We start from the raw sequence: 13,669 nt of genomic DNA on the forward strand, positions 1-13,669 counted from the left end.
CGCCATTCGTACCTGAGGCTTGGACTGTTCGGCCGATCTGATCAGCGATGGCGTGGACTGCGTTATACGTGGAGGAGGCCTGCCAGACTCGGCCCTGGTGGCTCGGCGCTTGCCGGACCTAGAGTGGGTGACATGTGCGCTGAAAGATAAATTGGACGGCCACGGACAGCTCCAGCAATCAGGCTTATTCAATACGAATATCTGCAGCCTTGACGACTTGCTCCGATGCAATCCAATCGGCGTTCAGGAGCTTTTGAAAATCCTGAGTTGGCAGGGATCCCGCTTCCACGCCGACTCGAGCTAGGCGCTCTTGCACCTGGGGGTCTGCCAGCACTTTGGCCATGGCCTTGTTGATGCGTTCAATCTCTGCGCGTGGCGTGGCCGCAGGTGCTAGCAGACCCAACCAGGAATCAAAGGCGTAGCCCTGTACGCCACTTTCTGCGACCGTGGGCAGCTCCGGCAAAAAGCGCGAGCGATTTTTGCCCGTGTAGGCCAGCAGCTTGATACGTGGATCAGCTTTGAAGCTGAGCATGCCGATACTCGCGCCTGTGACTACTTGAACACGCGCTGCCAGGAGCTCGGTGGTTGCATCTCCGGTCGATTTGGTGGGGATGTGCTGCAGCTTCACGCCCGCCTTGGACCCCAGTGCCGCAGTGGCGAGATGCGAGGCACTGCCGTTGCCCGCGGAGGCATAGAACAGCGCATTTGGCTCCTTGTGAGCGCGGTCAATGAGGTCCTTGATCGACGTGATTCCAGATTGAGCGGACACGCCAACAATGTATCCGGTGCGGCCGACATAGGAAACGCCGACGAAATCCTTGTTCGGATCGTAGGAGAGCTTGTTGTACAGATAGCCTGTCAGATGGTGACTGGCGGCCGCCATGACCAGCGTTGTGCCATCCGCCGGGGACTTGGCCACTTGAGCCGTCGCAACCGTTCCTCCGGCTCCGGCCTTGTTCTCCACAATCACGGACGCACCAAGCTCCTTGCCCAGCTCGTTGCTGAAGGTTCTTGCCACGGTGTCCTGAACTGCGCCTGCGCCGAAGGGAACGACGATACGTATCAGCTTTTCTGCATGTACCTGGTTCAGCGATGCGATGGCCAGCATCGTCACCAGAACGTTTCGGCGTGAAGGGAATTTGAATCTAGAAATTGTCATTTGTTTGGTCTTTCACGCGGCCAGCCAGGTTTCGGCAAGGCGCACAAAGTAGGAGGCGCCAATGGGGATGATTTGGTCGTTGAAGTCGTAGGAACGGTTGTGAAGCAGGCAGGGGCCATTTCCATGCCCTGGCAATCGGTGATCGCCAGCTCCATTGCCTAGAAATGCATAGCAACCAGGACGTACACGCAACATGTGCGCAAAATCTTCGGCTGCAAGCACGCCGGGGTACTGGGTATCTACGGCCTCATCACCGACAATTTCTCTCATGACCTCAGCAGCAAAGGCTGCCTCTTTCTCATGGTTGATGACGGGAGGGGATGCTCTCCTGAACTGGACGTCAGCAGTGCAACCATGTGCCAAGGCGATATGCTCTGCCGTTCTCCTCAGGGCCGTTTCCAGCTTGTCTAAAGCCTCCAGGGAAAAGGTGCGTACAGTGCCGCCGAGCCATGCACTATCGGGGATCACGTTGGGGGCGTCGGAGCCCTGAATTTGCGTGACGGCCAATAGCGCACGCTCCAGGGAATTGATGTTTTTGGCCACCAGTGTTTGCAGCTGCTGCCCCAAATCGATCACTGCTGCCACTGGATCAATGCCAGTGTGGGGCAGGGAGGCATGTGTTCCGCTGCCATGAAGCGTAATGCGGAAGGTGTTGCTGGAGGCCATGAGCGCCGATGCGTTGAGCGCAAACGCACCCACCTGGTCCAACGCAAAGTTGTGAAGCGCAAACACGGCATCACATGGAAATCGTTCAAAGAGACCTTCTTCGATCATCTTCAAGGCGCCGGCTTTGCCCATTTCCTCAGCGGGCTGAAAGATCAAGTGCACCGTACCGGCAAAGTTGCGAGTTCTGGCCAGGTGCTTTGCCGCCGCAAGCAGCATGGTGGTGTGCCCATCGTGACCACAGGCATGCATTCGGCCTGCATGCTGAGATCGGTGCTCAAAGTCGTTTTCCTCCTCTAGAGGAAGTGCATCCATATCAGCGCGAAGGCCTATGGTTTTCGCTCCTGAAAGCTTGCCTTCGATCACTCCAACCACACCTGTGCCCGCAATTCCCGTATGAACGTCGATACCCCAGGATTGCAGCGTCTCAGCGACGAGCGCAGCCGTACGGACTTCTTCAAAACCCAATTCAGGATGCGCGTGAAGATCGCGGCGCAATGACACAAACTCCGAAAAATCGGAAAAACCATCTATCAATCTTGGTGACATATCTCAATTCAGTGACAACAAGCGTAGGAGGCTTGTTGCTCGGAATTGTGTACATATTTCATATGGTTTTATTAAACTAATTTGCTATATGTAAAAAGCATAAAGATAGAAGGGGCCGGTGCGTTCGGGTTCACTGGCTGATGTCGCCACGGTACCGCGCTGTAGCGCAACTAGCATCTGCGTCGTAGCTCAAACGCAACCCGTCCAGCGTTGTAGAAGCGGCCGTTCCTAGCTTGGGGGGCACAGGTGCAGGCACGGATTTTTGTGCAGGCTGAGCCGACTCAGGACCCTCTGCGCGGACATTTCTGCCAGGTACTGGCCAACTTTCGGTGACCAAGTTGACCGCTTCAGTCTTGAACTCTTCTTTCGTAATGGAACCTACAACGGGGTCTCAGTTTTGAGGCGATATGGCGTCCAGTTCAGTCGGGTCGGTTTACATTGGCCATGGCTTGCTGCAAGTCATCAATCAGATCATCTGGATTTTCTAAGCCAACATGTAGGCGCACCACGGAATGTGTGCCTGACCAGGCGCTATGTTCACGCAGACGCTCAGGGGCCGCGATCAAGGCAAGGCTCTCATATCCCCCCCAGGATGCGCCAATGGCAAACCAGCGCAGTGCGTTGACAAAGGCCTCGGCACCGGCGGCATGCACTCCGTCGACAAAGGCGAACGAAACCAGACCGTTGGCACCATGAAAGTCGCGTTTCCAGAGTGCATGACCGGGGTCACTGGGCAAGGCCGGGTAGAAGACGCGCTCCACCAGAGGTTGGGATTGCAGCCACTGTGCAACTTCGGTCGCGTGGCGTTGGTGTTGGGCCAAACGCACGGGCAAGGTGCGAATGCCGCGCAGAGCCAGATACGCGTCGTCGGCACCGATGGTCAGGCCTAGAGCTTCATACGCGGTGGCTATCTTCTCGGACAACGCCGCGCTGTCGGTAACAACTACACCTTGCATCACGTCGGAATGTCCGCCGATGTACTTGGTGGCGGCCTGGATGGAGATATTGGCGCCCAAAGCCAAAGGCTGGTACAGCCAGCCTGCGCCCCAGGTATTGTCGGTGGCCAGAGGAACACCATGGGCTTGTGCGATGGCCGCCAGGGCTGGCAGATCCAGAATTTCGTACAACAGGGAACTGGGGGACTCGACGTAGATAAGCTTGGTATTGGGTCGAATTTTGGCTGCGAGATCGTCCTGGGAGGGAGAGAAATACTCGAGCGTAATGCCCAGGCGTTGCAGCAGGGTGGCGTCAACACGGCGTACAGGGGAGTACACACTGTCGGCCACCAGTGCATGGTCACCAGGGGAGAGCAGCGCCACAAGCACCAAGCTGATGGCTGCCAGGCCCGAGGGGGCGAGGAAAGCGCGATGGCCTCCCTCCAGGCCTAGTAGTGCATCTTCGAGCGCGCGGTGTGTGTCAAGACCGTGGCGGCCATAGGAAGCGACCCGCTCGCCAGCCACCCGTCGGTGGTGGTGATCGGCATAGGCCGCAGTATTGGCAAAACGCACGGTGCTGGTGCGCACCACAGGAACGTTCACGGGGCCGGAGCCACCGCGCAGCGTGGGGCTACCTGCGTGTAGCAGGCGCGTGGCGGAGCCGATGGCGGATGGTGAAGAGGTGCTGCTCATGCCACGGCCTCGCTGGGGCGGAAGTAGGCGGCGTTGTAGTTCTTGACTTCGCCGGTCTCGGGGTCGATGGCCACACGGCCTGTCAGTGTCTCCAACGGCTGACCGTAAAGGTGAAAGTGCAGCGTGGGTTCATTGCCGACCACGGCGATTGCGTGGATATCGTCGGGTAAGAAGGCGATGGAGGCACCGGGCTGCACGGTAAATTCGCGCGCCAGATGTATTTGGGCATGGGCAGGGTTGGAGCGGTCGTCGGTGCGCTCGTACAGGCGGTTGATTTCCTGACCTTCGACGGCCACGATCACGGCCCAGGTCGTGTGGTTGTGCGGTGCCGTGGTCTTGCCGGGGTTGATGGAGTTCAGATAAAGGGCCAGGTCTGCATCGCCGTCTGCGGGATTGAGTCGGTACCGCGTGGAGGCACCCACGCCATCAGTCTGGGCAGGCGGGGGAAAGTCTGCGCGACTGAACAATGCCTTGTGGGCGGCCAGTTGCTCCAGCCTCTCGGTGATGGCGGCCAGGGTTTTGCGGTCGGGAGCGCCGGTTTTAATCAAGCGGCGCACGTCGGCCAGCGCCGAGTCCACGGCCTGGCGACGTTGATCGGCGATAGGGGTAGAGGAAGAAATTGTCATAGCGAGGCTCCTAGTGGGTATGGTTTTCAACGTGTCAGAGCGCGAAGCGTAGGCTGTTGAAGGCCAGCGGGGATGGGGGAGGCAGCGGTCTGGCGCGTGCGCCGTCGCCCAGAGCCCGTTGTAGGAACTCTCGCGTGCGTTCGCTGCGCGGGCTGCCGAAGATCTGGGAAGAGGGACCGTGCTCGACGATACGGCCGGCCTCGGTGAAATAGACCTGGTCGCTGACCTCTTCGGCAAAGCGCATCTCGTGCGTGACCAGCACGCAGGTCATGCCGTCCCTGACGAGGTCTCGAATCACGGTCAGAACTTCGCCCACGGTTTCGGGGTCCAGAGCCGAGGTCACTTCATCGAACAAGATGAGTTCGGGCCGCATGGCCAGGGCGCGCGCTATGGCTACGCGCTGCTGCTGGCCGCCTGACAGCTCGCCTGGATAGGCGTTTTCCTTGTGGTCCAGACGCACCTTCTGCAGCAAAGCACGGGCCTCGCGCTCGGCCGTCGCTCGGTCACGTCCGACCACACGGGTGGGGGCAATTACCAGGTTCTCCAGTACCGACAGGTGGGGGAAAAGGTTGTATTGCTGGAACACAAAGCCCACGCGCTTGCGCAGTGCTATCAGCTCGGCCTCGGTGCGCAGCTGGTCTACGCGCGTGCCGGCCACGGTGATGCTGCCCTGCTGAGGCCTCAGCAGGCCCGTGATGCAACGCAGGATGGTGGACTTACCTGAGCCCGAAGGGCCGATGATGGTTACGGCCTCGCCGCGCCGCACTTGCACGTCGATGCCGCGCAGCACATGGTTGTCGCCGAAGGACAGGTGCACGCCGTGCAGGTCGACCAGGGGTGGTGTCGCTTCTGTCGTGATTGCCTTGTTGCTGGCGATCTGGGTGATAAAGGAGTCAGTGGCGTTCATGGCGGCGCTCCAGGTTGCGCGTGGCGCGGGCTATCGGATAGCAGTAGGCAAAAAACAAGGCGAGCAGCGCGAAATACACGAGGATGGTGAAGTCCGTGCGGGCTACGGTGTTGCTGGCGATCTGTGCAGTGTCGACCACGTCGTGTACGCCCACCAAGGAGGCCAATGAGGTACTCATGGTGATGCTGGCGTAGAGGTTCATCCAGGGTGGAAGCATGCGACGCACGCACTGGGGCAGGACGATGAGGCGGAAGATCTCGCGGCGGCGAAAGGCCAGGGACTGGGCAGCCTCCCACTGAGCGCTGGGAATGGACTGGATCGCGCCACGGAAGATCTCGGCCACGTTGGCGCTGGTGGGCAGGGCCAGACCCAGAACGACCTTGATCCAGTCGGGGAACGGAAAGGACCAGCTCACCAGCTTCACCTCGAAGGGGAACACGTAGGTAGTGAAGTAGATGAGCACCAGGATGGGCGCGTTGCGGAACAGTTGCACATACCAGCGCACGATGGTGCGCAGGCCTGGCGTGGGCGAGAGCGACAGCGCACCCAGCATCAGACCGACCACGGTGCCCAGAGCCACGGCCAGCACGCTGATCTCGATGTTGACCCACAGGCCGCGCAGCAAGGCGGGCAGCCAGTTCCAGAGATGGACGAAGGCGGGTGGCGTGCTGCCGCTAGTGGTCCAGTACAGGACGAGTACCAGCAGGGCGGTGGCGGCGGTCAGCCAGGGGTTGCGCAGCGCACGGCCCCATGCGGGATGCGCCGGCGCCACGGGACGAGAAAGGGCTTCACTGGCCATAGCCGGGCATCCTCCAATGGTGTTCCAGCCAGCGGCCCGCCAGGCTGACCAGCCAGGTAAGGAGGCCGAACCATAGCAGGATAAGCAGCAGCAGCTCCAGCACGTTGTCGCGCTGGGACCAGATCATGATGGACTCATAAGTCACGTCACCCACAGCGATGGCCGAGGCCACGGCAGTCATCTTCACCAGGTCTACCAGGTTGTTGACGAGGGAGGGAAGGGCAAAGCGTATGGCTAGCGGCAACTGAACACGCGCCAGCAGTTGGCGCTGCGAAAAGCCTAACGAGCGCGCGGCCTCCAGCGTGGTGGCAGGCACGGCTTCGATGCCGGCGCGCAGCGCCTCGGCATGAAACACCCCCTTGTGCAGCGAGACCACGATCACGACCCAGACGAAGGGCGTGAGCGGGTTATTGCCCGCTCCCCAGTCGCGCAGTTGCTGGGTGATGAGCATGTTGAGTACCAGAAAGGCGCAGTACAGCTGGACCAAGGTGGGTGTATTGCGCGTGACTTCGACAAAGGCGCGGGCGGTGCGCTCCAGCGAGGGCCGACCCGAGGTCAGGGCCGCTGCAAGGGCTACGCCGGCGGCCAGGCTACCGGGAATGGTCAGCAGGGCCAGTTGCAGGGTCACGATCATGCCGCGCACGAAGGCCTGGCGCTCGGAGGTGTCCAGCACAAAGGCATAGTTGAGCCCCAGGGGCCGCAGGGCATCGACTGCCTGGTGTAACCAGTCGGTGCTCATGCGCTGGCCTCCAGGGTTCGGGCTGGGTCTGCCACAACCGGAGCCGGGCGCAGCGCGGCAACGGCGCGTGCGATGCGCTGCACAGCGTCGGCCAGTACGGCATCGCTGGCTGCTGTAGAGAGGCGGAAATAGGGCGAAAGGCCGTAGGCCCCGCCGTCCACGGCGGCCACCCCTTCGGCTTCTAGCAGCCATTCGGTCAGGTCGCTGTCCGAGGCGATGGGCGTGCCGTCCGGGCGCAGGCGGCCCAGCACGCCGGCGCAGTGCACAAAGGCGAAGAACGAGCCCTCGATGGGCCGCAGAGCCAGTCCGGGCACCTCACTCAGGCCCGCGACCACGGCTGCGGCACGGCGTGCGTAGGCATGGCGGGCCGCTGTCACAAAGGACTGGTCGGACGATTCCAGGGCGGCGGTGACGGCGGACTGGCCCACGGAGTTGGGGCCCGACGAGGCCTGGGACTGGATGACCACCATGGCTTGTATGAGTGCGGAAGGGCCCGCCCCCCAGCCGATGCGCCAGCCCGTCATGGCATAAGTCTTGGAGGCGCCGTTGACTAGCAGGGTGCGCTCCCTGAAATCTGGCGCCACATGCAGCCAGTGCACGGGCGCTTCCGGGGTGAACCAGATGTGTTCGTACAGCTCGTCCAGAAGTATCAGCACCTGGGTGTGACGGCGCAGTACGGCGGCCAGGGCCGCAAGCTCGTCGGCGCTGTAGATCGCGCCCGAAGGGTTGCCCGGGGTGTTGAGCACCAGCCAGCGGGTGCGCGGCGTGATCGCCGCCTCCAGCGCTGCGGGCGTGAGCTTGAAGCCCGTGTCGATGCCACAGGGCACGAGCACGGGTGTGCCGTCGTTGACCAGCACGATGTCGGGAAAGGAGGGCCAGTAGGGCGTAGGGATGATGACCTCGTCGCCGGCATTGAGCGTCGCGGCCATGGCGTTGTAGATCACCTGCTTGCCGCCGTTGCTCACGATGATCTGGGAGGACGGATAGTCCAGGGCGCGCTCTCGGCGGTACTTGGCCTGGATGGCCTGGCGCAACGCGGTCGTGCCGGCCGTGGGCGTGTACTTGGTCTCGCCGCGCGCCAGGGCGGCGATGGCGGCCTGCTTGATGGAGTCGGGCGTATCGAAGTCGGGCTCACCCGTGGTAAGCGAGATCACGTCGCGGCCTTGGGCGGCCAGGGCAGTGGCGCGTGCACTGGCCGCCGCATTGGGCGAGAGCTTGACGCGGCGCACACGCTCGGAGAGCGGGAAGTTGGAAGCGGTCATGGCAGGGAGCGTTCGGCAGCGGAGCATACGGGTGCCGCAGGCGCTGCAAGGGATGGGAAGGAAGAGGGGATGGTGTTGGCCAGGACCTTGCCCGGGTTGAGCAGGCCAAGCGGGTCGAAGGCGGCCTTGAGGCGGCGCATCAGCTCCAGCTCGACCGTGCTCTTGTAGAGTGGCAGCAGGTCGCGTTTGGTCTGGCCCACACCGTGCTCGGCGCTGATGGAGCCACTGTGGGCGTGAACGCAGTCGTGCACCACGGCGTGGATGGCGTCCTCCTGCGCAAACAGCGCGGCCACTGTGTTGTCGGGGGAGTGCGAGACGTTGTAGTGCAGGTTGCCGTCGCCCAGGTGGCCGAAGGCCACGGGGCGCACGCCTGGGAACTGTGCCTGCAGAGCAGCGGCCGTGGCCGCCAGGAAGTCTGGGATGCGCGAGATGGGCACGGAGACGTCGTGCTTGATGTTGCCGCCGTCGCGTTTCTGGGCCAGGCCGAGGGCCTCGTCGCGCAGCCGCCACAGGGCCTGACTTTGTTGCAGGCTTTCGGCGATCGCCGCATCGTGTACCAGGCCGTCCTCGAAGGCCTGGCTGACTACGGCCTCGAAGCGCTGGCGAGCATGGGCTTCCCCTTCGCTATCAGACAGTTCGACCAGAGCGTACCAGGGGGTGCCCGGGGCCAGTGGCAGTGGCTGCTCGGGCACATGGCGCGCGATCAGGCCCACGGCCGTGTCCGACAGCAGCTCGAAGGCCGTAAGGCTGGCGCCGAAGCCCGCGCGGGCAGCTGATAGGAAGGCCACAGCGTTTCGAATGCAGCCAAAGGCCAGCAAGGCAGTGTGCTGCGCCTGTGGCAAGGGGTGGAGCTTGAGCGTGGCGGCCGTGATAATGCCCAGCGTGCCTTCGCTGCCCACGTACAGGTCGCGCAGCGCATAGCCCGTGTTGTCCTTGCGCAAGCCGCGCAGACCATGCCAGATTTCGCCTTCGGCGGTGACCACTTCCAGACCCAGCACCAGCTCGCGCGTGTTGCCGTAGCGCAGCACCTGGGTGCCGCCAGCATTGGTGGAGAGGTTGCCGCCGATGGTGCAGCTGCCTTCAGATCCCAGGCTCAGCGGGAACAGCCGGCCCGCGTCGCGTGCAGCCTGTTGCACCTGGGCAAGCACGGCGCCAGCTTCCACGGTCAGGGTGTCATTGTCGGTGTCGATGGCGCGCACGCGGTTGAGGCGGCCCAGGGACAGCAGCACAGCCTGGCCGCTGGCATCGGGTGTGGCGCCGCCCATGAGGCCGGTATTGCCTCCCTGGGGCACGATGGGGGTACGTTGGGCGCGGCACAGGCGCACGACCTCAGCCACCTGAGCTGTGTCGGCCGGACGAACAACGGCCAGGGCCCGGCCTGTTAGGCGGCCGTGCTGATCTGTTAGATACCCTGCCGCGTCCGTGCCGGTCAGCACCTGGTCGGTGCCCAGGGCAGCCCGCAGTTGGTCTATAAGCGTGCTCATATGGTTAATTCCTCCCAAACGGGGCCGCGGGCTCTAGCAGCTCGTCCACGCCGGCTGCGGCCGCCAGACCGCGGATCTGTAAAAGCAGGGCCGGCGGCAGTGGGATTCCGTGCTGCCCGCGTTCGGCCTGTTGGCGTGCTTCGGGGTCGCCAGGCACCAGAACAGGACGTGACGGGTCGGCTGGGCGTGTGGCGTGCAACACGTCGAGGATGGCGTCCAGTTCGTGGGCAAAGTCACCGGGTTCGCCAAAGAAGGATGGATCAATGGCGATGAAGCTGTGGCCCACATTGGCCGGAGCGCTGGGGCCATGGCTGCGGCGGTGCAAGGGCGCAAAGGCGCCACCGTTCAAGGTGCCGCCCAGCACCTGGGCCAGCAGGGACAGGCCGTAGCCCTTGTGGCTGCCGCCGTCCTCGCTGCCGCCCAGGGGCGTGAGGCCCCCGTCCGGCGCGTCGAAAACCTGGGTGCGTGCGGCCTGGGGCGCTGTCACGGGCGCGCCCTGGCCGTCCACCACCCAGCCGCTGGGCACGGCTTCACCGCGCAAGGCCTTGACCTTGACGCGGTTGGCCGCAGCCGTGGTGGTGGCGATGTCCAGCACAAAAGCCGTGTTGTGTGAATCCGCAGGCACGGGGGCGGCGAAGGCAATGGGGTTGGTGCCCAGCACGGGTTCGGCTGCCCGTGTAGGTACCAGTAGCACGCCCTGAGCCGAACTGGTGACCAAGCCGATCAGGCCCTGGCGCTGGGCGATGCGTGCATAGACGCCAGCGGCGCCGAAATGGTGGGAGTTGCGCACGCCTACCAGGGCGATGCCCAAGTTGCACGCCTTGTCCACGGCCAGCTGCATGGCCTGGGCAGAGACCGCATGGCCCAGGCCGGCGCCGCCGTCAAGTAGGGCCGTGGCCGGGCCGTCGCGCAGCACCTGGGGCTGGGCCGTCAGCTGCAAGCGGCCGCTGGCGCGCAAGGTGTCGTACTGGGGCAGCATGGACACGCCGTGCGATTCCACACCCAGCAGGTCGGTCTCGACCATGAGTGCGGCCGTGGTGCGGGCCGTGGGTTCGGCCATGCCCCAGGCGCGCAGGATGGCCTCGGTCTGGCGGCGCAGGCTGTCGGCGGTGAAACGGGTTTCCTCGAACATGGCCTGGCTCAGGGTTTGCGGTACTTGGCCTGCAGTTGGTGCAACAGGGGCGTGGGGGTCATGCCGTGGCGTTTTTCCACCGCGATCAGCCAGCCGCTGCCATGCCAGTCCTGCACCACTTTGTCGATGGCTGCCTGGGTGTCGGCTTCGCCCTTGCGCAGCCAGATCACCGAGGGCGAAGGGATGAGATCGCTGGGCGAGACGATCTCGTAGTCCTTCCAGTCGGGGTTGCTGGCCACCAGCTCGCGCAGCGTGGGGCTCACGTGCACGGCGGCGGCGCAGTTCCCACCCTTCAGGGCCAGCAGGGATTCGGGCTGGCCGCGGAAGGCCTTGATCTGGGCGCCGTGCTGCTCAGCCAGGGGTTTGGTGAAGTTGCTGCCCTGGGACACGCACACGGGCTTGCCGCGCAGGTCGTCCCACCGGGCGACGCCGCTGCCCTTCTTGGCAATCGCCGCGCCGCCCACTTCCTCAAAGGGTGTGGGCACGAAGCTCAAAATCTCGCTGCGTTCCTGGGTCCACTGCATGTTGGCGATCAGGATGTCGACCTTACCCTGTTGCAGGAACTGCACGCGGTTGGACGGCTGGACCTGCACGGTCTCGGCGACCACACCTAGCCCTTTGGCCACGCCTTCGGCTAGTTCCACGTTGTAGCCTACGTGCTTCTGTGTGACGGGGTCGATGCTGCCGAAGGGTGGGCCCGAGAGCATCACCCCTACGACCAGCTTGCCGCGCTGTTTGACCTTGTCCAGCGTGGCATCTGCCTGGGCAGGGAGGGCTGCGGCCAGCGTGGCTAGTGCAGCGGCTGCCATTAAGCTGTGCCGCAGGAAATGGCTCCGGTTCATTGCTTGGCTCCTTCCTTCTTGGCGGCGGCCTGGGCTTCAGCGTAGACGGCGAAGTCGTAGGGAGCGCGGTCGAACTGGCCCTTTAGGGCGCGCTGGTGGCGTTCGGCAATCCAAGTGTCGGGCACGCCGTTCTTGCGCGCCACCTGCAGCAGGAAACCCGTGCGGTGCCAGTCCTGGATGGTCTTGTCCACCAGGTTCTGTGTATCGGCTTCGCCCTTGCGGGTCCAGACCACGGTGGGCGAGGGGATCAACTGGTCCTGTGTGCCCAGTTCGAAGTCTTTCCATTCCTCCTTACTTGGGCCGGTTAGTTTCTCGTACAGGGCTGGCTGGATATGAACCGATGCCGCGCAGGTACCGCCCTTCAAGGCCAGCAGGGATTCGGGGATGCCGCGTAGGCCCTTGACCACGGCGCCGTAGGTCTCCGCCAGGGGCTTGGCGAAGTTGCTGCCCTGGGACACGCAAGCCACCTTGCCGTGAAGGTCTTCCCAGCGCTTGATATTGGCGGACTTGGCCACCAGGGCGCCGCCGCCGATGAGGTCGTAAGGCGTGGGGGCGAAGGACAGGATTTCGCTGCGCTCCTGTGTCCACTGGATGTTGGCGATCAGCAGGTCGACCTTGCCAGACTGCAGGAACTGCACCCGTGTCGACGCGGTCACCGGCACTGTTTCGAGCTTCACGCCCAGGCGTTTGGCAATGTCGGCTGCCAGTTCAGTTTGGTAGCCACCAGTCTTGCCCGTGGCGGGATCGAGTTTGCCAAATGGCGGGCTGGCACCATCGATACCAACGGACAGTTTTCCGCGTTGCTGGATCTTGTCGAGGGTGGCGTCGGCATGGGCGGGGGAAGCAATGGCAAGCAGGGCACTCAGGCTGGCCAGGGCAAAGGGAATGCGAAGGAGCATGGGAAATCCAGGAAAAAAAAGGCAACAGGCCACCCGTCCTCCGACATGTGGAGGAAAAGCAGGGGCGAGAAGCAAGCGCGGCCGCAGCCGGGCGGTTTAGCGAGTGACTGCAGCCTTGAACTTGGCCTGCAGCTCCGGCAGCAATGGGTTGGCGGGCGAGATGCCCACACGTTTTTCGGTGGCGATCAGCCAGCCCGTGCGGTGCCAGTCCTGTACAACCTTGTCGACGGCGGCGATGGTGTCGGCCTCGCCCTTACGAGTCCATACCACGGACAAGGCAGGCAGCACTTCGCTGGCGATCGGGGCCGTGTACTGTGCCCACTCGGGATTACTGCGCAACAGGGGATGAATGAGGGTGCTGTCATGGACGGCGGCCACGCAGTTGCCACCCTTTAGGGCCAATAGAGAGTCAGAAGAGCTCTTGTAGCCCTGGATCTGGGCGCCGTAGTCTTGAGCGAGGGGCTTAGAAAAGCTGCTGCCCTGGGATACACACACGGGCTTGCCACGGAGGTCTTCCCATTTGCTGATGCCGCTATCTTTGCGCACGGCCGCCGCGCCGCCAACGCGGTAGAAAGGTGTGGGTGCATAACCCAGCACCTCGGCGCGGTCGGGGTTGAGCTCCATGGACGCAATCAGCAGATCCACCTTACCCGCCTGAAGAAACTGCACTCGCGTAGCAGTCTGGACCTGGACCAGGTCTGCTTCCACGCCCAGGCCCTTTGCCACGGCGCGCGCAAGTTCGGGGTTCCAGCCAATGAGCTGCTGGGAGGCGGGGTCGATGGAGCCGAAGGGGCCGCCATTGACTAGCACCCCGATGCTGACCTTGCCGCGCTGCTTGATCTTGTCCAGTGTGGCGTCTGCGTGTGCTGCATGGCAGGTAAGTGCGGCAACGAGCGCTGCCGTGGCGGGGACGATGCGAGAAATCTTGGTGGGGTGGGTGGGATACATGGGGTGCCGAAAAGAAATCAGGCGCTCATCTT

The 13,669-nt window shown here is 63.3% G+C and carries 13 protein-coding genes; all 13 read right to left on the reverse strand.

The annotated features are described in order from the left end of the window. Positions 1-184: 184 nt before the first annotated feature. Positions 185-1,108, reverse strand: a complete 924-nt coding sequence (locus tag P353_RS14715; protein ID WP_232776530.1) for a tripartite tricarboxylate transporter substrate-binding protein — start codon at positions 1,106-1,108, stop codon at positions 185-187. A 63-nt stretch (positions 1,109-1,171) separates the two neighbouring features. After that, positions 1,172-2,371, reverse strand: a complete 1,200-nt coding sequence (locus P353_RS14720; RefSeq protein WP_034370757.1) for a M20 aminoacylase family protein — start codon at positions 2,369-2,371, stop codon at positions 1,172-1,174. A 419-nt stretch (positions 2,372-2,790) separates the two neighbouring features. Continuing rightward, positions 2,791-3,999: a cystathionine beta-lyase gene (metC, locus tag P353_RS14725; RefSeq protein ID WP_034370760.1), complete on the reverse strand. Its 1,209-nt coding sequence runs from the start codon at positions 3,997-3,999 to the stop codon at positions 2,791-2,793. Then, entirely contained in the window at positions 3,996-4,625 is a 630-nt protein-coding gene (locus tag P353_RS14730; protein ID WP_034370763.1) for a cysteine dioxygenase family protein, read from the reverse strand. The genes metC and P353_RS14730 overlap by 4 nt, the downstream gene beginning before the upstream one ends. Positions 4,626-4,659: 34 nt before the next feature. Continuing rightward, a complete protein-coding gene (locus P353_RS14735; RefSeq protein WP_034370765.1) occupies positions 4,660-5,532 on the reverse strand; it encodes an amino acid ABC transporter ATP-binding protein in 873 nt (290 codons plus the stop codon). Next, positions 5,519-6,331 carry an amino acid ABC transporter permease gene (locus P353_RS14740; protein WP_034370769.1) on the reverse strand — a complete coding sequence of 271 codons (813 nt, stop codon included), beginning with the start codon at positions 6,329-6,331 and terminating at the stop codon, positions 5,519-5,521. Before P353_RS14740 ends, P353_RS14735 begins: the two co-directional genes overlap by 14 nt. Next, on the reverse strand, positions 6,321-7,070 hold the full coding sequence (locus P353_RS14745; protein WP_034370773.1) for an amino acid ABC transporter permease: 750 nt from the start codon (positions 7,068-7,070) through the stop codon (positions 6,321-6,323). The genes P353_RS14740 and P353_RS14745 overlap by 11 nt, the downstream gene beginning before the upstream one ends. Continuing rightward, the gene (locus P353_RS14750; protein WP_034370775.1) at positions 7,067-8,332 is read right to left on the reverse strand and encodes an aminotransferase class I/II-fold pyridoxal phosphate-dependent enzyme; all 1,266 of its coding nucleotides are present in this window, start codon (positions 8,330-8,332) and stop codon (positions 7,067-7,069) included. The genes P353_RS14745 and P353_RS14750 overlap by 4 nt, the downstream gene beginning before the upstream one ends. Beyond that, positions 8,329-9,816 carry an FAD-binding oxidoreductase gene (locus P353_RS14755; protein WP_052084871.1) on the reverse strand — a complete coding sequence of 496 codons (1,488 nt, stop codon included), beginning with the start codon at positions 9,814-9,816 and terminating at the stop codon, positions 8,329-8,331. The genes P353_RS14750 and P353_RS14755 overlap by 4 nt, the downstream gene beginning before the upstream one ends. 4 nt (positions 9,817-9,820) lie before the next feature. After that, positions 9,821-10,948: an Ldh family oxidoreductase gene (locus P353_RS14760; RefSeq protein ID WP_034370778.1), complete on the reverse strand. Its 1,128-nt coding sequence runs from the start codon at positions 10,946-10,948 to the stop codon at positions 9,821-9,823. 8 nt (positions 10,949-10,956) lie between these two features. Continuing rightward, on the reverse strand, positions 10,957-11,790 hold the full coding sequence (locus P353_RS14765; protein WP_198529075.1) for a transporter substrate-binding domain-containing protein: 834 nt from the start codon (positions 11,788-11,790) through the stop codon (positions 10,957-10,959). After that, positions 11,787-12,689, reverse strand: coding sequence for a transporter substrate-binding domain-containing protein (locus P353_RS14770; protein WP_034370781.1), 903 nt, complete (start codon positions 12,687-12,689; stop codon positions 11,787-11,789). The genes P353_RS14765 and P353_RS14770 overlap by 4 nt, the downstream gene beginning before the upstream one ends. A gap of 96 nt (positions 12,690-12,785) precedes the next feature. After that, a complete protein-coding gene (locus P353_RS14775; protein WP_034370784.1) occupies positions 12,786-13,637 on the reverse strand; it encodes a transporter substrate-binding domain-containing protein in 852 nt (283 codons plus the stop codon). Positions 13,638-13,669 lie beyond the last annotated feature (32 nt).

The sequence above is a fragment of the Comamonas testosteroni genome (assembly GCF_000761245.1).
GTDB lineage: Bacteria > Pseudomonadota > Gammaproteobacteria > Burkholderiales > Burkholderiaceae_C > Comamonas > Comamonas testosteroni_C.